22 protein-coding genes and 1 pseudogene are annotated in these 19154 nt (G+C 58.4%); 12 read left to right on the plus strand and 11 right to left on the minus strand.

The genetic code is table 11. From position 1 onward, the window contains the following. Window position 1: 1 nt before the first annotated feature. Window positions 2–607 carry a hypothetical protein gene (locus tag ASF09_RS12185; RefSeq protein WP_060526469.1) on the minus strand — a complete coding sequence of 202 codons (606 nt, stop codon included), beginning with the start codon at window positions 605–607 and terminating at the stop codon, window positions 2–4. Window positions 608–647: 40 nt separating this feature from the next. Next, window positions 648–1031, minus strand: coding sequence for an HNH endonuclease (locus ASF09_RS12190; RefSeq protein ID WP_060526470.1), 384 nt, complete (start codon window positions 1029–1031; stop codon window positions 648–650). A gap of 58 nt (window positions 1032–1089) precedes the next feature. Between ASF09_RS12190 and ASF09_RS12195 the strand changes: the two genes are divergently transcribed. Then, window positions 1090–1953, plus strand: a complete 864-nt coding sequence (locus ASF09_RS12195; protein ID WP_060526471.1) for a hypothetical protein — start codon at window positions 1090–1092, stop codon at window positions 1951–1953. A gap of 62 nt (window positions 1954–2015) precedes the next feature. Next, entirely contained in the window at window positions 2016–2885 is an 870-nt protein-coding gene (locus ASF09_RS12200; RefSeq protein ID WP_162237255.1) for a hypothetical protein, read from the plus strand. 599 nt (window positions 2886–3484) lie between these two features. On the opposite strand, the gene ASF09_RS12205 is transcribed toward ASF09_RS12200, so the two are convergent. After that, complete coding sequence (locus tag ASF09_RS12205) at window positions 3485–5032, minus strand: VapE domain-containing protein (RefSeq protein ID WP_060526473.1); 1548 nt, start codon at window positions 5030–5032, stop codon at window positions 3485–3487. A gap of 275 nt (window positions 5033–5307) precedes the next feature. On the opposite strand from ASF09_RS12205, the gene ASF09_RS12210 reads away from it, so the two are divergent. The 5 genes from ASF09_RS12210 (at window position 5308) to ASF09_RS12230 (ending at window position 7624) form a co-directional block, all read left to right on the plus strand. Next, a complete protein-coding gene (locus ASF09_RS12210; RefSeq protein WP_060526474.1) occupies window positions 5308–5586 on the plus strand; it encodes a hypothetical protein in 279 nt (92 codons plus the stop codon). Window positions 5587–5838: 252 nt separating this feature from the next. Next, window positions 5839–5970, plus strand: a complete 132-nt coding sequence (locus ASF09_RS21080; protein WP_268795630.1) for a hypothetical protein — start codon at window positions 5839–5841, stop codon at window positions 5968–5970. Further along, a complete protein-coding gene (locus tag ASF09_RS12215; protein ID WP_060526475.1) occupies window positions 5967–6383 on the plus strand; it encodes a hypothetical protein in 417 nt (138 codons plus the stop codon). The genes ASF09_RS21080 and ASF09_RS12215 overlap by 4 nt, the downstream gene beginning before the upstream one ends. Before the next feature lie 220 nt (window positions 6384–6603). Then, a complete protein-coding gene (locus ASF09_RS20355; RefSeq protein WP_156359347.1) occupies window positions 6604–6897 on the plus strand; it encodes a hypothetical protein in 294 nt (97 codons plus the stop codon). A 142-nt stretch (window positions 6898–7039) separates the two neighbouring features. Next, window positions 7040–7624 (plus strand): glycoside hydrolase family 19 protein, encoded by a 585-nt coding sequence (locus ASF09_RS12230; RefSeq protein WP_060526478.1) that lies wholly within the window; start codon window positions 7040–7042, stop codon window positions 7622–7624. An 83-nt stretch (window positions 7625–7707) separates the two neighbouring features. Here the strand turns inward: ASF09_RS12230 and ASF09_RS20360 are convergent, their stop codons facing one another. From ASF09_RS20360 to ASF09_RS19825, 5 genes and pseudogenes are all read right to left on the minus strand, one after another. After that, window positions 7708–7968, minus strand: coding sequence for a hypothetical protein (locus tag ASF09_RS20360; RefSeq protein ID WP_156359348.1), 261 nt, complete (start codon window positions 7966–7968; stop codon window positions 7708–7710). 14 nt (window positions 7969–7982) lie between these two features. Then, entirely contained in the window at window positions 7983–8507 is a 525-nt protein-coding gene (locus tag ASF09_RS12235; protein ID WP_060526479.1) for a hypothetical protein, read from the minus strand. Next, on the minus strand, window positions 8504–8830 hold the full coding sequence (locus tag ASF09_RS12240; RefSeq protein WP_060526480.1) for a hypothetical protein: 327 nt from the start codon (window positions 8828–8830) through the stop codon (window positions 8504–8506). The genes ASF09_RS12235 and ASF09_RS12240 overlap by 4 nt, the downstream gene beginning before the upstream one ends. A 329-nt stretch (window positions 8831–9159) precedes the next feature. After that, window positions 9160–11013: a recombinase family protein gene (locus ASF09_RS12245; protein WP_060526481.1), complete on the minus strand. Its 1854-nt coding sequence runs from the start codon at window positions 11011–11013 to the stop codon at window positions 9160–9162. Window positions 11014–11056: 43 nt separating this feature from the next. Next, window positions 11057–11176 (minus strand): annotated as a pseudogene (locus tag ASF09_RS19825) (Sir2 family NAD-dependent protein deacetylase); the annotation flags it as partial. Between the two features lie 217 nt (window positions 11177–11393). On the opposite strand from ASF09_RS19825, the gene ASF09_RS12250 reads away from it, so the two are divergent. Beyond that, the gene (locus ASF09_RS12250) at window positions 11394–12188 is read left to right on the plus strand and encodes a hypothetical protein (protein ID WP_060526482.1); all 795 of its coding nucleotides are present in this window, start codon (window positions 11394–11396) and stop codon (window positions 12186–12188) included. 487 nt (window positions 12189–12675) lie between these two features. On the opposite strand, the gene ASF09_RS12255 is transcribed toward ASF09_RS12250, so the two are convergent. Continuing rightward, the gene (locus tag ASF09_RS12255; RefSeq protein ID WP_060526483.1) at window positions 12676–12894 is read right to left on the minus strand and encodes a hypothetical protein; all 219 of its coding nucleotides are present in this window, start codon (window positions 12892–12894) and stop codon (window positions 12676–12678) included. Between the two features lie 197 nt (window positions 12895–13091). On the opposite strand from ASF09_RS12255, the gene ASF09_RS12260 reads away from it, so the two are divergent. From ASF09_RS12260 to ASF09_RS12270, 3 genes are all read left to right on the plus strand, one after another. Next, window positions 13092–14609 carry a fumarate hydratase gene (locus ASF09_RS12260; RefSeq protein ID WP_060526484.1) on the plus strand — a complete coding sequence of 506 codons (1518 nt, stop codon included), beginning with the start codon at window positions 13092–13094 and terminating at the stop codon, window positions 14607–14609. Between the two features lie 44 nt (window positions 14610–14653). After that, window positions 14654–15280 (plus strand): hypothetical protein, encoded by a 627-nt coding sequence (locus tag ASF09_RS12265; protein WP_235529814.1) that lies wholly within the window; start codon window positions 14654–14656, stop codon window positions 15278–15280. A 69-nt stretch (window positions 15281–15349) separates the two neighbouring features. Then, window positions 15350–15844, plus strand: a complete 495-nt coding sequence (locus ASF09_RS12270) for a DUF2501 domain-containing protein (RefSeq protein WP_060526486.1) — start codon at window positions 15350–15352, stop codon at window positions 15842–15844. 826 nt (window positions 15845–16670) lie between these two features. On the opposite strand, the gene ASF09_RS12275 is transcribed toward ASF09_RS12270, so the two are convergent. After that, on the minus strand, window positions 16671–17255 hold the full coding sequence (locus ASF09_RS12275; protein WP_235529815.1) for a hypothetical protein: 585 nt from the start codon (window positions 17253–17255) through the stop codon (window positions 16671–16673). Window positions 17256–17367: 112 nt separating this feature from the next. Here ASF09_RS12275 and ASF09_RS12280 point away from each other — a divergent pair, with 112 nt between their 5' ends. Further along, on the plus strand, window positions 17368–17745 hold the full coding sequence (locus ASF09_RS12280) for a PRC-barrel domain-containing protein (RefSeq protein WP_056051762.1): 378 nt from the start codon (window positions 17368–17370) through the stop codon (window positions 17743–17745). An 8-nt stretch (window positions 17746–17753) separates the two neighbouring features. On the opposite strand, the gene ASF09_RS12285 is transcribed toward ASF09_RS12280, so the two are convergent. Beyond that, on the minus strand, window positions 17754–19103 hold the full coding sequence (locus ASF09_RS12285; RefSeq protein WP_156359349.1) for a PQQ-dependent sugar dehydrogenase: 1350 nt from the start codon (window positions 19101–19103) through the stop codon (window positions 17754–17756). Window positions 19104–19154 lie beyond the last annotated feature (51 nt).

Here is a 19154-nt window from a genome sequence, read left to right on the forward strand (position 1 = left end):
CCTAACCTAATAGCTTTGTGAGCATCGCGCCGACGCCTAAACCACGAAGGTAGACGAACAGCGATAGCCCGATTGCCGGAATGGCCGTTCCAAGGGTGGCGACCATGGCGATATACCAACCCCGCCGAAGCCAAGGCGTTTGTTGAGTGATCACACCAAAATCGCCCTTAAAAGTGTGATGCCCGATATAGAACATGTTCAGTATTTCCCACATCACGAAGACGGTAACGCTTACCGTCATCAGTAAGGCGGAGACCCGAAGCTCAATGTCCTTGAACTTGGTGGTTAGCGCTCCGAGGGTTGTGAAATATGCGGCGAACGCGCCCGCGATAATAATCGTTACATACTGGTGGCTCTTGTCAAATATGTGATTGATGAGTTCCTTTTGCATTGCGACTGTGCGCTCGTTTGCAAGCTGCGTCTCATTGTCGTCCACCACTCCGGCGATGGCGTCGCTTCCCGCCGCGACCCCTGCAAGGCGCGCATCTATCGTCTTCAGTAGTTCGGTGCTCGCTTGGGAATGAAGGAACATCTGCTCCATTGCTTGAAACATGATGATCCGAACCTCACCATCGGTTGGCGCTTGGCCGCCTGTCTCGTCCGTCATCTATGCCCCCCGCGTATGCCATTAGGCGCAATCTCGTGCGTTAGTCGGTTTCCGGCAAGCGAAACGCTGCATGCGCAATCCAGACCGCCAACGCACGGTCACGCATCACATCCACGAGATCGTAGCGCTTCGCGATGAACCGCTTCTCGTCCGTGCTCTTGCGGTCATTACAGTCTCTGCAAGCTGGTGCCAGATTGCTCGTGTCATTGGTCCCGCCAAGCGCGAGGGCAATGATGTGATCGGTTACCGTCGCGGCGGTTATACGCCCCTGTGAGCGGCAATAGCGACACAGGGGATCGACGGTGAGCAAGCGCTCGCAAACGCGCCTGAACGCCGCGCTACGGTCCCGTAGATGGGCGCTGCCACCATTGCGGCTGGTGATGGTCTTCGTCCGGCTAGAGAAGGTGGTGGGTTTGTTCGCCATCTGATATTTAGCACGCAAAGCTGCCTAATTGGGACGGCGTTCAGAATCGGAGAAGAGCTTGAGCACTACCGAATCCACAGATGCGAGCGGCAATAACCCCGAGACCGAGCCCGCTGCCAAGCCAATAATTATGACCGATCCGGCGCGGGAACTCGTCGAACTGTGCGAAGCCGTATATACCGTGATAAAGCCGCAGACCTTGGGTGAGGTTCATCTCGCAACCATGTTTGGCGTAGAGGTTTGGTCTAAAGAATTCTACCAGATCATTTTCACGATCAGCGAAAGAGTAGATTTACTGGCTAAACTAATCGGCGAACTCGATCTTGACGAAGATTTCAGAGCCGATATCCAAGCTCATGTTCGAGATATCCTTATTGCCTTTACCGGCCCTGCGCTGCGGAATCATTGGGAGGCCGATGGTCAAATAAGGGTTTCACCTAAAAATGTTCAGCCGTTGAAGGCAGTGTCTGGTCTGGTTCGTGCTCGGATAGGATACAAAAAACTATCTGAAGATGAAGTTGCCGAGGTTCTCACGCAGGTAAGTCACCTTATATCGTGGCTTCAGAGTCATCAGATATCCGAGCAGGACTTTATCAGGCAAGCCTTGATCGATGGTCTAACCCAATTTCGATTTCGCTTGGAGAAAGTTCGTTGGCTGGGTTGGGGTTACGCCCTCGACTCCCTGCGCGAGGTTATTGCGGCCTATGTGATGCTTGAACGGACGGGGGTTACCCCAGAAGTAAATCCAGACGCTGGCGCGGTGATGAAACTGGTCGGTGAATTTTTGAAGGGCGTTTACGAACGCATTCAAGTAGCGAAAGGAGTGTATGAATCCGGCGACTTCCTTTTGAAAGTCTACGGGGCCGGAGCATTGTGGCATCAGGCAAAACCGGCTTTGGCAGGCTTGATCGGTTCAGGTTGATCACTTCAAAAAGGCGTCCATGAAGCCCGACTGCCGCGCCAGTTTGGGCGCAGCGTTCAAAGTTGGCGGGAAAGCCGATTGATCTCGTTCGACAGCAATCACAGCATAAACAAGCCGGGGTAATCGACCTTATGGAACTCGGAGAATGGGCAGGATCGATTGGTATCAGCGCTCTGACTGCGGCGGGCATCATGTGGACGGGCGCAAAGGTCGTCGCGAGCAAGTGGCTGGATTCACGCTTCGATAGTCGGCTCGAAGCGGTGAAGCTCGAAGGGCAGAAACAGCTTGAGGCGGTCAAACTCGAAGGACAGTCGCAGCTTGAAGCCGCTCGTCACGAGCATACCGGCTACATCGAGCGGATGAAGTTTGAGCGATCGAACCTGTTGGATCGGTCCGCAAAGCTGAACCAGCGTGAATTTGAGATAATCCCCGCCATCTGGAACGCAGCTACCAGCGCTCACTACGCTGTGCTTCGGCTCATATCGAGGTGGCAGGAAGGCACCAACATTCACAAGATGACCGAAGCCCATTTCGAAGCGCTTTTAAAAGATTCTCCGATGAAAGAGCACGAGAAAGACGAGCTTCGAGGTAAAACCGGATATGAACGGACCACCTATTATAGCGAACTTCAAGGGTGGCTGCGCTTACGAGAAGCGAACGAAGCTGTGGTCAGGCTGAACATTGCGACGGAAGAAGGGACGATATTTCTTCAGCCGGAAACTCATGATCGTATCCAAGCAATCACGGATAGCATCCGGAAGACATATCAATACTTTCGAAACAATATGGTTTTCGAGCTTGATGAAAAATTAGAGGATGATCCGATTGATCGATATCGTGAGGTTGGCGATGACGAGTATCAGGCGTTGGCGAAGTATCTGCGCGAACGGTATTGGACTGGCGACGACAAAACCGCCGAGCGATCAGCATGATTTGGCCGATAACCTTTTTCGCGGCCTTCGTAGCTTTAATCGCATATTCAGGTCGAGGTAGAAATTCCGTATGGGGTACGGCTACAATCGGATTGGTGATCGGCGTGGTGCTCGCTCTGATTTTTCCGGGTCATTTCTGGTGGACCCTCGTTCGAGCGGTAGCGGTCGGGGCGCTGGTTGGTTTGGTTTTTGATTTGCTTCCGAGACTGGTCCCAAGGAGCCATCGATAAGAATTACGCTTGATCCAGCAGGCGTGAGCGCTGGTGCGCGTCCCATGGGGCTTAAGGCATCGAGCGCATGCCAAATCGACAAGCCGTGTAGATATGTATGTAGATGTCGGCTTTTTGACCAATTCTCGTTTATAAAGAACTTTTTATCTCGAATTAATATCTGGTAATAGAAGTAGTATACATACTATACATACTATACATATACTACATTATTACTCATAAACTGCTGATATACCTCGATTTATCTCGATTTCGGCATATGTATGCCACGCAATGCAGGTGTGATGGGTGTGATGGGTGTGATGGGTGTGATGGCTTTGCCGCTCGATGGCCAAATTGGGCGTCACCACGCGGCAACGCCCGCCCGGATCACTCCACCACCCGAAGGTTCACTTCGCCGATCCAGCGATACATGATCCCGGCACCGCCGCGCTTTTTGTCGAAGATCACCGCCGTGGGTGAGTTTTTGCGCAACCGCGCCATCTCATAATCCCAATCGGTCTTGCTGGTCTTGAAGACGCCGGGGAAGTTCTCGTCCTCAAATTCGCGATAGGCGCGGTATAGGTCGGCGGCGGGGATATTCCCCGCCTTGTTGATCCCTGCCTGATAGGCATTATTCGCTCCGGTGAATTCGGCCATCCACTTCTCGACACGGCCAAGCTCACGGCTGTCTTCCTGTTGATCAGCCAACACGGTGCGATGAGCCGCCAACGGATCAGCATCCGTGACCCGAACATCACCCCACATTAGCGACCAATCGAGCGAGTTGATCAGCGCACGGTCTGCGTCGCTGCGCATACGGATACCAACGAAGCGGCGAATCCCGGTTGGATCGCGCACTAGCTGGCCAAGCTCACGGTTCGAGCAACCGATGAGTGTGGCTTTCTGGTCGATCGTCACCATCGAGTTGGTGCGCATTGGACGGCGGGTGAGGGTGCTTGCCGTGATGATGTTCTTCACGGTGTCGATATCGGCTTTCGACGCGTATCCCATCTCGTCGAGGAACATCACATAAGACTGCCAAATCTCCACATTGCGATCGTCTGTGATCATTTGGAAATCGACATTCAGCTTCAACTCGGAAACAGGTCCGAGCAACCTGTTCACCAGCGTGGATTTGCCGATCCCTTGGGGTCCGAGAATGACCGGCATCAGGTGATCGAAAACCTCCATCCCGCGAATCTTCCGCTTCACCTGCCACACGAACTTCCGCAGCACGGCGGCAACGAACGCGGGTGAAGTTTCGGAGCAATCGAATACATCTTCGGCAAGCTTGAGCCACATCGCGGGTGCGTCGTAGGATGGTTCGCGAGCTTCCACATCGACGAAGATTTCGTGGAGGCGTTCGCGGTGCGCCTTGCGGAACCATTCGTCTACCGCGTCGGTGATGTCTGCTGGTGCGATCCCGATCCTCAAGTTGGTGGACAGGATGCGAAGTTCGCGCTCGAAGTCGAGGCGGTTCATCCGTGACCGCGCGTCGAAGTGGAACGCCGCCATTAGGTCCACATCTGCCGCTGCTTCACGATCGGCGCGTGTGATCGGCAATGTCTTGCCGGTCATGCTATCGACATAAGTGGCTTTCACCTCGCGGGTGAGCATCCCGTTCAACTTTGCCTTTACCGAATGCGTGGAAGCAAACGCTTCAACCAGTTCGGTGGCATTCGCGGGGGCGATACCAAGCGCGTCCCGCTGTCGACCACGGTTCACCTCACGGTTGAATTCCGCCTTCGTGGCGATTTTGTGCTTGAGACAGAAGGCAAGCATCAACCGGTTGTTCTGGTCTGGTTGGATGTGATCCACGACTTCGCGAAGGGTCGGTGCCCTGCCTTCGAGAGCCATCTTCTCGAAGTCGAGAACGAAGGTGGCAAGGTCGGTCTGGTATTCAGCGTCTGCGGTGTTGTTGGTAATGTAGGTCATAAATCTCCGAATAGTTGAAAAGCAAAAAGCGCTCGTGACGGGAGATGATCGTCACGAGCGCCAGTTGTTTTGCTATTCGGATTGCGACCATATTAGCCCGCAATCTTATTTATCGCAATAATACATTCTGCTCGCCATGGTCATCTCCTACCGTAGCAATCTTATTTAGACAACATGCCTCAACGGCTGCGCAGTTCGCAATTTATTTCCGGAACTCTGACACAAGAATCTCGTCACGAGACTAAATAATAATGCGGAGACAATCAGGGGAGAGTATGATGAATGTATTACTTATCGACCGCTATCAAGGGATCGAATTTGATGAGGAGATTCGGGTGCAAGGATTTGACTATTGTGAGGTGATGGATACTCGCTACCACCTTATTACGGGCCGCAAGGACGGTCGTAGCTATGTCGCTCTTGCCCCTCATGTCGTGGAGTGGGTCGAGGCGAATTGTGCAGGACAAGCGATCCTCGTGACGGAGCGGGATGACTTCCTGATAGCCTTTAACGATCTGTCCGACGCGATGCTCTTTCGGACGAGGTTCGCGTGAGTGAGCATTATACGAAACGGCGGCTGCGTGACCGGAACGAGAAAATTCGAAACGCTCATACCGCTGGTATCAGCGTCGACAACCTGCGTGTCATATTCGATTTGAGCCGCGCACAAGTTTACCGAGTTATCAAACCAAGCATCTGAAACAATCTGGGAGAAATATGACTTACGAAACTATCATCACAATCATCTGCGCAATTGCCGCCGCGACTATTATCTACATGAGCTTCCGCCCATCGGGGATGTCCAAGTGACCCGCCTCGAAACCGCCGCCCTCGGTCTGCGATCTCTCTTCGAACTAGCTCAACATGATGATCACTTCGATGATCTCATTGAGGCTGCGGAAGCCGCGCTGGCCATGGTTGGGGAGGATGCAAAATGATCAAAACCGAATGGCATGATTTCGGCACGATAATCTTTTTGGGATATGAGCCGGATGAGCCACAACGAGCACTTCCCCCCGGCGAAATCAGGATTGAACCGCGCGGCTACGGAGAGGTATTCACCGATCGTGCGGAGCTTCTAAAATCTATCGCTCATGATGATGCGATCGACATACTAGCGGAACCATGTTGGTCTTATTTCGAATTCGAAACCTATGAAAAGTGTCTCGCTGGCGTCCGCCGGATCATTCTAACCCAACCTATACCCGAACACCGGGAGAGGGGACGGAAGGCGCTTCACATCCTTCTACGAGCCGCATTCATCGGCGAACATGATCTAACGGACGAAGAATTCACAACGGATCATTGGCAGTCGATCTTCCGGATTCAATACCCGGAGGTTCGGTCATGATGGTTAGCTACGATCAAATCATGTGTGCGATTATCGCAGCCCCCAAAATGAAGTTGCGGACAAATGTTTGCGCATTCGTTGCAAGGGAGTTGCACAGACAACGGCTTCGGGGGGAATGCATTCGAAAGTTTATGCGACAGCACGGTATCGATGACGAAACCGAGATGTCCGATCCGGTGAACCAAACGCTCTTCGCGGTTCAATACCCGGAGGCGCGCTGATGTTCGACTTTGAAAGCCTTGGGACGGTGTTCGGCATCGATGATTTTGATGAGCTTGAAGCCGAGCCTCTGCCCGCCCTTGCACCACGCTGGCGCGCTCATCGGTGGTGGCAGGACGCTCCCCATGATCATCCCGGCTTCGATGATCTCGAAGCTCACGCCTGCTACACCATCGAACGATACGCCCGGCCGACACTCGACAGCCTCAACGCCAGTGACGATGATCCAGTGCTTGAGCATAAAGGTAAGATGGTGAGCCTCAATGAGTTACTGGCACCCTATCGGATCATCTGACTAAATAGAATTGTTCACCATGTCTCCCTTTGGTTGAACGCAGGTTGATCCCTCACCGGACTTGCTCGTGGGGTGGCGGAAAGATTGTAGTAGACTCGCCGCCACCCCGCATTAGCCCAATCGCCCCTTCGCTAAATACGAGATGTTCAACATCTCGAAACTTCAAACGAAGCTTGGCGTAAAGTCAGACGGGGACATTGGTCCCAAAACTCTCACCGCACTATTCGAAGAATTCGGCGCAAAGCCTGCGATAGCGGCTGAACTGGCGATCGGCGCGAACAAGGCGTTCCGCGATTTCTTCATCCTCGATACCGGACTTCGGCTCGCTCACTTCATGGGACAGTGCGCCCACGAAAGCGGCGGCTTCCGCTACATGGAGGAGATCGCCAGCGGGGCGGCTTATGAAGGTCGCAAAGACCTTGGTAATACGCAGCGCGGGGACGGTAAGCGGTTCAAGGGCAGGGGACCGATCCAGTTGACAGGACGCGCGAACTATACCGCCTACGGCAAGGCGCTTGGCCTCGACTTCATCAGCGATCCTACGATGGTTGCGAAGCCCGAAATCGGCATTATGGTTGCGGCACGGTATTGGATGGTGCGCGGCCTGAACGCCTACGCGGACGCCGACGACATTCGATCGATCACGAAACGCATCAACGGTGGCTTCAACGGTCTTGATGATCGTGTGGCGCTTACGAACAAAGCGAAGGCGCTGATCGTCGGCTAAATATGATCGGACGGGCGCAACCTTAACCGGGAGTAAGTTGAGCGCTTATCGATTGGCTTTGGATCGTTGCTCGTCCACCTACCTTACCTCGAACATCGATAAAGAAATTCGTCTGTTTCGTCGGCAAACGGGTTTGTGAACTTTATCTCGTGAACCAACGCGAAGATGCGGCGCTTCAATACATCACCCGCGTGGGGCTTATAGATTTCGTCGAAATCGGGTTCATAGCAGGGATTGAACTGAACCGTGGTTGAGAAATTGGGAGGGAAGGCTTTTTCCCAACGAGCGAGCGAGCGTTCGAGACGAGCTATCTCACTCGTGCGTTTGTCGTCTTCGATGCTCACTGGTGACCCCTTCGTTAGATCGACAACCGCGCCATGGTCGCCTCGATCGCGTCGATTTCCCCATCGTCTTCGCATTGCTCGATGATCGCCATGGCGGTGTCGCGTTCGAGGTCGGCAAACACGAGGAAGTGCGTAAGTGAACCTTTGATCGTCCACGACACACATTCGCCGTCAAGCTCGTCCCATATAGAACCTGTGTCGGGTTCATAGCTGTCGTGGGGGAACGGCTTTTCTGGATCGTATGGCCACTGCAACCATTCCTCGACCACAGCACTAAAATGGGCGTTTTTGATCTCCCGCGTCTGATACACGCGCCAAGCATCCTTCGCCCGGTGTAGAGAGTGTTTGATGGTGTGATCGTTCCCGCTGCCCCGCACGATCTTGCGACGCTTGCGAGCGTCCCAAACATCGAAACCAGAAGGGGGCGGCGGGGTGATTTTGTCGGCTTCCTCCTCAATGACTCGCCCGATTTCTTCGAACCACATTGTCTCGAAACTATCGTAGGCGCTGTGGTCCCGATCGATGTCGATCGTCTTCACAGCAATCCCAGAGCATCGCACTCGCGGTCATACGCGGCACGAACCGCCGCAACCGAATCCTTGGTGCATTGAACCTCGAAAGAATATGTCACCATATCAATAGGCATGATATGTGCCATCTCGACTCGACCTTCGTTGATCGCTTTTAGAGCGCAATTTGCGTAGCGTTGGTTGGAGAGAATGAACTGAAGTTGTGGCTTGAATCCATCACTTGCGTCGCGCGTTTCTTGCTGCACGAGAGCCTGTCGAATTGGCATGAGGTCAACCGGACCAATCTCATAGCGGTCGGCGGGGAAGGCGTTCTTCTTAATGCGGTCTGTCATCGTTTTAATCCTGTAGTTCGTCGCTTGCCATCGATGAAAATCATAACCTCACCAGTGAGGTCAAGAGCACGAACTTTAGGATTGAAGTCTATAAACGATTACCGATCATGAAGCCGCGAAACCTGTTCAAACTCTATAATTGATTAGCGTATTTTTACCGAGGAGGATTGCGCGAAACCGTGCGAATTATATAATTGATTAGCGTTCAGGAAATTTATTTTCGAGCACTACTGTATAAACGATTATAGATCGGAAAATGGCCTTCGAACGGTCCTGCACCGGTCCCGGCGGGTTACTGGTGAGGCTTTCGAGCGGGTAGGACGATAGACTTACGCGTTCGCCTTCCGTCGTTTGTAGGCATCCAAGAACGGCTTTTCGGCGGCGGTTGGTTCCCGTCCGGTGAGGTCCATATCGACCGCCACCTGACCGTCTGACCCGATGGCGATGTATCGCTGCGATGCCAGTAAGGCGATGTTCACGAACCCGGCACCGGCATCGAATTGCATCTTCGCTATCAGCCCGTTCAGCGCGTTCTTGATCGTGATGCGTGCTTTCAACCCATCATCGTTGTCCTGATCGATCTCCCCCCGGATAGCCGCCACTCGTTTGACATGAATTGCGGGGTCTACCTTACCGCGCGCTATCGCCATCTGTTCTTCGAGATTGACCAAGTCGGTTTTAGCGTCCGCTTCCTGTTTCTCCAACGCGTCGAAACGAACCCGTAGACGCTCGCTCAAGCTACCAGCCATATTCCCCGCCATGTTATCGAGTTGCGTCCCCAAATCCTCCACAACGCGGCGTTGATCGGCCATGCGGGCGTTGATTGCCGCTATCTCCGCATCGTTGCTGAAATGCTGATCATCGAGCGCAGACGCTAACAGCGTGTCGAGCAACGCATCCACGATGGGGCGATAGTGCCACATCATCTTGTCGGTGCACCGGGGCGAGCCATCGGCGTTGGTCTTGTTCATAAAGTATGTCGCGCATTGAAGGTAGGCATCATCCGTCCCGGATTTCTTGCGGGGCTTCCGCAAGAAATACATCTTCGCTCCGCATGACTCGCAACGCGCGATATCGGCGAACAAGTTACGCACGAGGATGGATCGCCCGCGACCTTCGCGCTTGTGCCCCGATCGTGGAGCGTGCGCTTCCTGCCAAAGCTGGTTCGAGATGATTGCAGGGAAGTAGTTGGGGATGGGATCGCCGAAAGTTCGATCTTGTGCCCTCGATTTGTGCTGATACTCGCCAATCACGGCGCGGCTATCGATCAACGCCTTGACACTACTCGCACCCCAACCATCGCCGCCACGGAAGGTTGGTACACTGTCACCGTTTAAGATGCGCGCTATCGCGACCTTGGCCACGCCACTCGCGTAGAGTGTGAAGATACGCTCGACTACACCAACACGCGCCGGGTTCGGCTCGAAGAACCGGCGACATGGCGATAACTCCAACCATGCGGGGCAGGTAGACGAAGTGTGAACCTTGCGAGCGACGCGACCAAGCAGTGTCTTGATTTCGAGGAAGTCACCAGCGGTTGGCGTGAAGCCATCCGCCAGCGTCGATAGTTCATATGTATCGGTAGAGCGACGCGTCTTGATCGTGATATCGATTCCGACATCGACAGGGTTCGAGGCACTGGCCAGATAATCTACCTCGATGGCTGTTCCGGGGCGCTCGACGCTAACATCCATACCGTCGCGGATTGCGGCCCAAGCTTGCTGTAGCAAAACTACTTTGCGCGCACTTTCGTGATTGGCGCGTTCTGAATCATTAAGCAGGGCTCGAAGCTGGTCATTCTGGTTGCGCAGCGAAGCTTGATCTACAATGATCTTGTTGTCGCAAACCGCGACGGTCAAGCCTGCGTTTGTGACCTTGAAGAACCATTCAAGGACTTCACCGGAAGTCTTGCGCGACAGGCGGTCAAGTTGCTCAACCAGCAACACGACATCGCGTCCGCCCTCCCGGCAAATCTTATCGGTGAACTTCCCAAGCTCGCCCGTAATCGCGAGGTTGTGGCCTTTGAAACCAGACACGCCCTCATCGCGTAGCCACTCTTCCGCAGGCGGCAATTGCCATCCCTTCTCCGCTGCATACGCCGTGATTGTTTGGGTCTGGCGGGGGATCGTCGAACCCGAATTCTGTTTATCGCTCGACCAACGCAGATAGGGAATGACACGCATGAAACACCTCTTTCGAGGTCGGTTATAGCGTCGTTAGAAAAAGACATCCATCCTCGACCCGGTGCCCTTCCCACAAGCCACCCGGTCCGCGAAACGTCGCGATCCCGCTTTCCGCCGAGATGCCCGCGCCCGTCAGGACGACGATGTTTCTGATATCCTGCATCGGCACATTCTAGGCGGGGCAGCGCCCCGCGGAAAGCCGAAGTCGGCCTGCCGCCGCCGAAATGGCCTTCCGGTCGCCCGCCCGCCCCGTCCATGCGATGCGACCGATTGTCCCTTCAGGCGTTGAGGTACATCGACCATATCATCATGGCCGTCTGCGAACCGATCGCCGGTGCCGTCTCGGCGCTACGCTTTGATATTGTGAAGGATTTACTGCGATGTTGACGAAAAAGCTGATGCTGCTGAGCGGCGTGGTCGCGGTCCTCGGCGGCTGTGGTCAGACGATTTCGACGGACTCGAACACCACGACCGCAAACATCGCCATGGGCAATACCAGCGCTGCGGCGAGCGCGACTCCGGCGGTCAACCGTGTCCGCGGCGTCATCACAGCGGTCGGTGCCAATGCGCTGACGGTCCAGACCTATGACGGCAAGTCGGTCGATGTGCCGCTAGACGCCAGCACGAAGTTCGCTTGGGTTGTGAAGTCGGACCTGTCGACGCTGAAGGACGGCGATTTCATCGGCACGGCGACGACTGGTCCCGACAACGCACTGCGCGCTGTCGAACTCGTCATCTTCCCCGAGGCGATGCGCGGGACCGGTGAGGGGCATTATCCCTGGGATGTCCCCGGTGCGGTAGCGGCCGGCGGCGGCGGCACGAGCAGTTCGAGCGCCATGACCAACGGCACTGTCGACGGGCAGAGCGCAATGACCAACGGCACCGTCGATGGCCAGAGCGCGATGACGAACGGCACCGTCGCGCAGCAGAGCGGCATGACGAATGGCACCGTCACCGGTGGCGCAGGCAAGCCCGGCGAGACCAAGCTGAGCATCTCGTACAAGGGCGGCAAGGCACAGGTCGTGGTTCCCGTCGGCACGCCGATCGTCCGGTTCGAGCCGGCCGAGCGCAAGGTCCTCGCCAAGGGCCAGAAGCTGTTCGCGATCATCTCGGCGGACTCCAAGGGCGCTAGGTCGGTCGCCGTCGGCAAGGATGGCCTGACGCCACCGATGTAATCGCACCGGCGCACTATGTGCCCCGGCAGTGATGCACGGGCGCTGGCAATGAAAGCGGGCTGGAATGATCGCAGGGTCATTCCAGCCCGCTCTCGTTTCATACGGTAAGTCTGCCGTGTGCGTGTTGCAGCGCGCATCCGGTCATGACCTCGTCCAGACGTTGGCCGCTTTCCCCGCGCGACCGACGACCAAAAAACGGCCCGGCGGTAGATTCGCCGAGCCGCCGAGGGTCCGTCCAGGGAGCTTCACTTCGCCTTGACGTTGCGACTTTGTAATCCACATCGCTGCGATGGGAATACGCTGAACTATTGATCGGCGACGAGACGCCTTAAAAACAAGACGAGATTTTTGACGGTCAAGTAGAGGGAAAAGTCGTTAGCAAACATTGCTTGCGCAACGACTGAAAACTCCCCCGGTATGGGGGAGTAACATTCTCAACTCTGCGAAAAGTCAGCGATCGTCTTGCTTCGCTCGCTGACTGAGTCGTTTATTGGGCGTTGGTCGTACCATTCGACAACTCGGCATTACCGATGTCTGCATCATTGGCGGTGTCGATGCCATCGACCGCAGAGAAGTTCGCGTCCGACTCTTCGACCACCGTGTTCGTCTCGACCGAGCTCGTGTTGGCCGTATCGGCAGTCTTGTTGCAGGCAGCGAGGCCAAGCCCGAGGACTGCAAGTATCGGTACGAATGCGATCTTCTTCATGGATAATCTCCGTGTTGATCCAGGCCGAGCGTCGTGTTGCTATGTGCAACAGGGTGTTTCGGTAGCAAAGGCTACAAGGGACCGACATCGCGCGCAATACCCTATCGACGAGATGGGATATCGGCGAAGCCCGCGCGCTTCCTCCGCGTCGCGAACGCCGTTAAGATGCGCGTATATCCGTATCTTAAAGGCGTTGCATGACCGTCATCACCGAAGCCGACCTGATCGAAAGCGTCGCCGACGCACTCCAGTTCATCAGCTACTACCACCCGATGGACTATATCCGCGCGCTGGGCGTCGCGTACGAGGCCGAGCAGAGCCCCGCCGCCAAGGATGCGATCGCGCAGATCCTCACGAACAGCCGGATGTGCGCGGAGGGCCACCGCCCGATCTGCCAGGACACCGGGATCGTCACGATCTTCGTCAAATGGGGTCAGGATTGCCGCCTCGAGTCGACCCGTTCCTTGCAGGAAGTGATCGATGAAGGCGTGCGGAAAGCGTATCTCAATTCCGAGAACAAGCTGCGCGCGTCGATCCTCGCCGACCCCGCCTTCACCCGCCGCAACACCAAGGACAACACGCCGAGCGTGATGCATGTCGAGATGGTGCCCGGCAACACCGTCTCGATCGACGTCGCGGCGAAGGGCGGCGGCAGCGAGAACAAGTCGAAGTTCAAGATGATGAACCCATCCGACTCAATCGTCGACTGGGTGCTCGAGATGATCCCGCAGATGGGCGCCGGCTGGTGCCCGCCCGGCATGCTCGGCATCGGCATCGGCGGCACTGCCGAGAAGTCGATGATCCTCGCCAAGCAGTCGCTGATGGGCTCGATCGACATGGCGCAACTAAAGGCACGTGGGCCGAAGAACGACATCGAGGCGTTGCGAATCGAGATCTACGACAAGGTCAACGCGCTCGGCATCGGCGCGCAGGGGCTGGGCGGGCTGTCCACCATCCTCGACGTGAAGATCTTCGACTGGCCGACGCACGCCGCGTCGAAGCCGGTGGCGATGATCCCGAACTGCGCCGCCACGCGCCACGCGCATTTCGTGCTCGACGGCTCGGGCCCGGTGTATCTGGAAGCGCCGAAGCTGGAGGAATGGCCGGATGTGAACTGGACGCCCGACAAGGCCGCGATCCGCGTCGATCTCGACACGCTGACGCCCGACGTCGTGCAGACGTGGAAGCATGGCGACCGCCTGCTGCTCAACGGCAAGATGCTGACCGGGCGCGACGCGGCGCACAAGCGGATCAAGGACATGCTCGATGCGGGCGAGCCGCTGCCGGTCGATTTCAAGGGTCGCGTGATCTATTATGTCGGGCCGGTCGATCCGGTCGGCGAGGAAGTTGTCGGCCCGGCGGGACCCACTACGGCGACGCGCATGGACAAGTTCACGCGGATGATGCTCGATCAGGGCCTGCTGGCGATGGTCGGCAAGGCGGAGCGCGGGGGCGATGCGACCAAGGCGATCGCCGAGGCCAAGTCCGCGTATCTGATGGCGGTCGGCGGGGCGGCGTATCTGGTCGCGCGCGCGATCAAGGGATCGAAGGTCGTCGGCTTCGCGGATCTCGGGATGGAAGCGATCTACGAGTTCGAGGTTGCAGACTTCCCGGTGACGGTCGCGGTCGATTCTGCGGGCGAGAACGTCCACCAGCTCGCGCCTTTGGTCTGGCGCGAGAAGATCGCGCGTGAGGGGCTGCTGACGCCGGCATGACGACCCGCGCACGCAGAAGGGGGCAGGGCCCAGTCCGGTGGATCGTGGCCATCCTCCTTCTGCTTGCCGTAGCGGTCGTCTACGCGCCGCAGTTGTTGGCTTTTCCGTATGAGCAGCGGATCGGCACCGTCACCGTCTATGCCGAGCGTCCGATCGATCCGCGGATCGGCAGCGAACTGGCGCGAGCGGAAGGGTTGCTGCGCGCCAGTCCGATCTACACCGAGCCGCTCGATCGGTCGCTGTTCCTGACGGACGGTGGCTGGCGGTGGCGCCTTTTGGCGATCCAGTCGCCGGGCGCCTTTGCATTCCGCCGGCCGTTCAGTTCGGCGATCGCTTTCAACCGCAGCGATGTCGCCGCCGACCGCGTGACGAACGGTCGTGCGATCGGCGGTATCCGGACGCTGTCCGGGGTGATCGCGCACGAGTCGACGCACATCATGATCGCCAACCATCTTGGCGAAGTACGTAGCGCGATGCTCCCGACCTGGCAGCAGGAGGGGTATGCGGATCATGTTGCGTGCGAGAGCAGCCTGACGGACGCGGAGGCCTCTCGTCTTCGCAAGACCGATCCGGGCGCGCCGGCGCTCGTCTATTACGACGCCGGGCGACGGGTCGCGGCAGCGTTAGGCGCCAAGCGCGGATCGGTCGACGCGTTCTTCGCGGGCGATTGAACGAAGCCGAGTTCGGAACGCACCCCGGCCAGTCCTGTTGGTAATACGACCTTATCGGAGCTCCGTATCATGCCCAAGACCGCAATCGCCCTCGTCGCAGCCTTCGCCCTCGCGACCTCTGCCTCGGCGCAGACCACTGCGCCCGAATCGGCGTCGACGCAAAACGGCCTTGGCGGCCTGGGTGGGCTTGGCGGCCTGGGTGGCCTGCTCGGTGGCGCGTTGCCGAGCGTCGGATCGATCGGTGCCGGGAACGCGGCCGGCCTGCTCGGCTATTGCCTGAAGAACAATCTGCTCGGGCAGGGCGGTGCGCTTGGCGCGCTGACCGGTGGGCGGAATGCACCGCGAGCGGGCAGCACCACGAGAGCCCCGGCGACCGGCGCGCAATCGATCCTCCAGCGACTGACCGGACGACAGGATGTGCAGACGTCGCCGGGCTATGCCGCCGGACAAGACGGCGAAGTGCAGGCGCCGAACGGGCAGGCGTTTTCGCTCGACGACCTCGGCGGGCAGGCGAAGACGCGGATGTGCAGCATTGTGCTCAATCGGGCGAAGTCGTTCCTGTAGGGGGAGTTACGGACCAAGGGCGGGGCGCGGCAACACGCGTGGCAGATCGAGCTGCCTGCATCAGCAGCCCACTCGGTCCTGCCTCTTTCACGTCATCCTGACGAAAGTCAGGATCCAGAGTAACCGGCTGCTGCCCTTTGCGACCCTGGATCCTGACTTTCGTCAGGATGACGGCGGGAGCGGGGCATGCATTTGTGACCTCTCGGCTGCTTCAGCGTCGGGCCGATGAGTGCTCGACTTCGGGTGCTCAACCGTAAGGCGGAACACAGAACTCAACCGTAAAGCGGAACAGAGAAAATGACCGGTGCGGAGGGCGAGCTAGGGACCTACACAGCCGGCGCCCGCCGACATCGTTAGCTGGGAAGGGGCCAGAGTAGCTTCGACAACTGCGGACCTGTTCCGCTCACGCAATGTTGTGAACGGCCCCTGGGTCGACCACCACCGCCAACCCGACACCGCACAAGCGAAAAGAGGCTGCCGGATCGTCTCCCGACGACCCGACAACCTCCTGACATGGTCAGCGGCCGGAGAGCTCCAGCCCGGAGGACCATGCGTACCGCCTATCCTATGGACCCCGTGTTGACTGGGAGAGGATACTCCCCACGCGGACCGGCGGACTTAGCGGTGCGTCCCCCGAACGAACCGAACCGAACTCACTGCTGAACCATGAGACATCGGATCACCTCCTTTCGCTTGTTGAAACAACGCGGCCAAGCCTGACCGCAACGCCAATGTGTGCCGACCGCGCCTGCGATACAAGCCTTGTTTTACGGAAGTTTTCGGGCAATCCTGTGCGACTGCCGGCCAGCCGATGACCCGGCCGAAATCAGCCGCGGCAATCCTCGGTGACGCGTTCGATCTCGGCCCAGGCGGGTACCACGAGCGGCGGCAGGCCGGCTTGCTGGACGACAAACCGCCCGCGACTGAACCCCATCGCCTCCAGCAACGAATCGTTCGGCATCAGTGCGGCGGCGACATAGGGGGGCGTGCCCCCGGTCGGCTGGACCGACACCGCGCGCGTCACGCTCGACGTGCGGATCGTCAGCGGTGTCGCCGCACTCCCCGCGCGCGACAGATAGATCGCGCGCGCAGCCGTATCGCAGCGCAACGTCAGCGACGCGTCGGCATTGGCGGGCCCGAACAACGCGATCGAACCGCGCGCATCGCGGCGATACACCCACGTCCCCGGCGAATACGGCCAGTCGCGCCAATCGGCGGCGATCGGTACCGGGCGCGGCGCCGGCGCGGGGGGCCGGGCCACGGTGCGCGGCTGCGGCGGCGGTGCTTCGGCCCGCGGCGGCGGGACACAGCCGGCGATCGACGCGAGCGTCGCCAGGCCGGTGAGCCGCGCCAGGACGCGGGGGCTGGCAAGCGATCGCAAGCCGACGAGGGAAGGGGACGGAGTGCGCATCGCATCGCTATGCGGCACGCCCGGCGGTCGCTCAAGTACGACGAAGCGCGCTAGCCGGGAACCGCCGCACGGTGATACCGGTTCAGCGACGGAAGAAATCAGGAGAACGTCCATGTCCGATACCGCCGCCCAGACGCCGACCCAGCTGCTCGTCCAGTCGAACATCTCCGGCACGATGAAGGTCGAGAGCCGCGACGGCGACAATGTCGGTTCGGTCCACGCGTTCATGGTCCACAAGGGCACCGGCCGGGTCACCCACGCCGTGCTCAGCCTCGGCGGCTTCCTCGGCATGGGCAAGAGCTTCTACCCGCTGCCGTTCTCGCTGCTCCAGTTCGACGCCGTCCGCGACCTTTACGTCGTCACGATCGACAAGCGCGTCCTCGAAGGCGGCCCCAGCTGGGCGAACAACGCACCGGTGTTCGACCAGGCCTATGCCGACCGCGTCGCGAGCTATTACGGGTCGAGCAGCGAGGATCTCGTCGTCGGCTGAGCCCTACGCTACCCTTGGTCGATGCTGAAGATTTCGCCATCGTCGTCGACGATATAGGCCTGACCATCGCTCGCGACGCCGAACGAAACCGGGCGGTCGATCGTGCCTTGATCCGGCGCAAAATCCTCGTTGCGCCGCTCCAGCATCGGCCCCTCGATCGTCCCGGCACGGCGCAGCGGATCGGCGGGCGTCGTGAACAGGGCGCCGTTGCGATCGGCGAAGACATAGACGCCCGAGAGCGAGGCGATCGTTGGCGAGCCGACAAATCCGCCGACGATCGCTTGGCCGAAGCGCGTGCCGCCGGTGTGCGGATATTGGATCGAAGGGTCCACGACATCGGCCGGAGCGGTGCCGCGGACGATCTTGGTCCCTTCCTTGAACGGCCAGCCGAAATTCGTCACGGGTGCGCCGAGCGGTAGGAAGTCGACCTCTTCGGCGACATCCTGTCCGCTGTCGGAGATCAGCAGGCCACCGCTGTAATACGCGCCGCCGTTCGGATTTCGCAGGCCTTTCGCAATCGCCGAAACCAGGAAGAACTGCGGAGAGGCTCCGGCATAGGGATCCGGATTGTTCGTCACGCGAAGGATCTTCCCCAATCTTGACGATGAGTCCTGCGCGCTGCCAGCCGGGTCGCCGGCGCCACCGGCATCGCCCGTCGCGATGATCAGGTTGCCGGCGTCGTAGCCCAGCCAACCCCCGCCGGGATATTGCGGCACGGACACTGCCAGCAGCGGACCGCTATTATCCGGGACAGTCTGCCCTGCCTGGTTGCGGAGATAGCGCTGAACGATCAGGAACCCGTTGGGGTTCGTGAACATCACGTGGAAGATACCGGTGGTGGCAAACGTCGGCGCCACCGCCAGTGCGATCATCCCGCGGTCGCCGCTTCCGACATCGGCGACCTGATAGAACAACGTCCGCGCACCCGTCTGCGGGTTCAAATCGTAAATCGCGCCGGATCGTTCCACGACCAGCATCCGCGTCGCACTCAGGCTGGCGATCGCGACGGGGTGGATGAAACCGGTCGCGACACGGTGGACGGCGATTCCCTCCTTGCTGTTCGTCACGGTGACCTGGAGTGCGATCGTGCTGCTCGCCTGACCGTCGCTCGCAGTCAGCTGGACCAGATAGACGTTGTTTCCGTCGAGATCGGTCGGCAGTTCGAAATTCGGCGGTGCCACGAAGCCAAGCTGGCCGGTTCCGTTCAGCGTGAATTTCGCGGCATCCGCGCCGCCGCTGATCGCGTAGGCGACCGGGGCGCCCTCGGGATCGGTTGCCGCGGCCTGATAGACGATGGCCGTCGTATTCTCGACGACGCTAACGGCGTTGGCGGATGTGAAAACCGGGGGTGCGTTCACCGGGGTGGGGGGCGGCGTCGGAACGGTCGGCGAACTTCCCGGATCGCTACC

Source organism: Sphingomonas sp. Leaf242 (assembly GCF_001422045.1).
In the GTDB taxonomy this organism is placed as follows: Bacteria; Pseudomonadota; Alphaproteobacteria; order Sphingomonadales; family Sphingomonadaceae; genus Sphingomonas.

Excerpts from the sequence above, each read along its gene's own strand:
- ASF09_RS12185 (WP_060526469.1), bottom strand. The coding sequence starts at position 607 with ATGACGGACGAGACAGGCGGCCAAGCGCCAACCGATGGTGAGGTTCGG.
- ASF09_RS12190 (WP_060526470.1), bottom strand. The coding sequence starts at position 1,031 with ATGGCGAACAAACCCACCACCTTCTCTAGCCGGACGAAGACCATCACC.
- ASF09_RS12205 (WP_060526473.1), bottom strand. The coding sequence starts at position 5,032 with ATGACCTACATTACCAACAACACCGCAGACGCTGAATACCAGACCGAC.
- ASF09_RS12210 (WP_060526474.1), top strand. The coding sequence starts at position 5,308 with ATGATGAATGTATTACTTATCGACCGCTATCAAGGGATCGAATTTGAT.
- ASF09_RS12215 (WP_060526475.1), top strand. The coding sequence starts at position 5,967 with ATGATCAAAACCGAATGGCATGATTTCGGCACGATAATCTTTTTGGGA.
- ASF09_RS20355 (WP_156359347.1), top strand. The coding sequence starts at position 6,604 with ATGTTCGACTTTGAAAGCCTTGGGACGGTGTTCGGCATCGATGATTTT.
- ASF09_RS12230 (WP_060526478.1), top strand. The coding sequence starts at position 7,040 with ATGTTCAACATCTCGAAACTTCAAACGAAGCTTGGCGTAAAGTCAGAC.
- ASF09_RS12240 (WP_060526480.1), bottom strand. The coding sequence starts at position 8,830 with ATGACAGACCGCATTAAGAAGAACGCCTTCCCCGCCGACCGCTATGAG.
- ASF09_RS12245 (WP_060526481.1), bottom strand. The coding sequence starts at position 11,013 with ATGCGTGTCATTCCCTATCTGCGTTGGTCGAGCGATAAACAGAATTCG.
- ASF09_RS12250 (WP_060526482.1), top strand. The coding sequence starts at position 11,394 with ATGTTGACGAAAAAGCTGATGCTGCTGAGCGGCGTGGTCGCGGTCCTC.
- ASF09_RS12255 (WP_060526483.1), bottom strand. The coding sequence starts at position 12,894 with ATGAAGAAGATCGCATTCGTACCGATACTTGCAGTCCTCGGGCTTGGC.
- ASF09_RS12260 (WP_060526484.1), top strand. The coding sequence starts at position 13,092 with ATGACCGTCATCACCGAAGCCGACCTGATCGAAAGCGTCGCCGACGCA.
- ASF09_RS12270 (WP_060526486.1), top strand. The coding sequence starts at position 15,350 with ATGCCCAAGACCGCAATCGCCCTCGTCGCAGCCTTCGCCCTCGCGACC.
- ASF09_RS12275 (WP_235529815.1), bottom strand. The coding sequence starts at position 17,255 with ATGCGCACTCCGTCCCCTTCCCTCGTCGGCTTGCGATCGCTTGCCAGC.
- ASF09_RS12280 (WP_056051762.1), top strand. The coding sequence starts at position 17,368 with ATGTCCGATACCGCCGCCCAGACGCCGACCCAGCTGCTCGTCCAGTCG.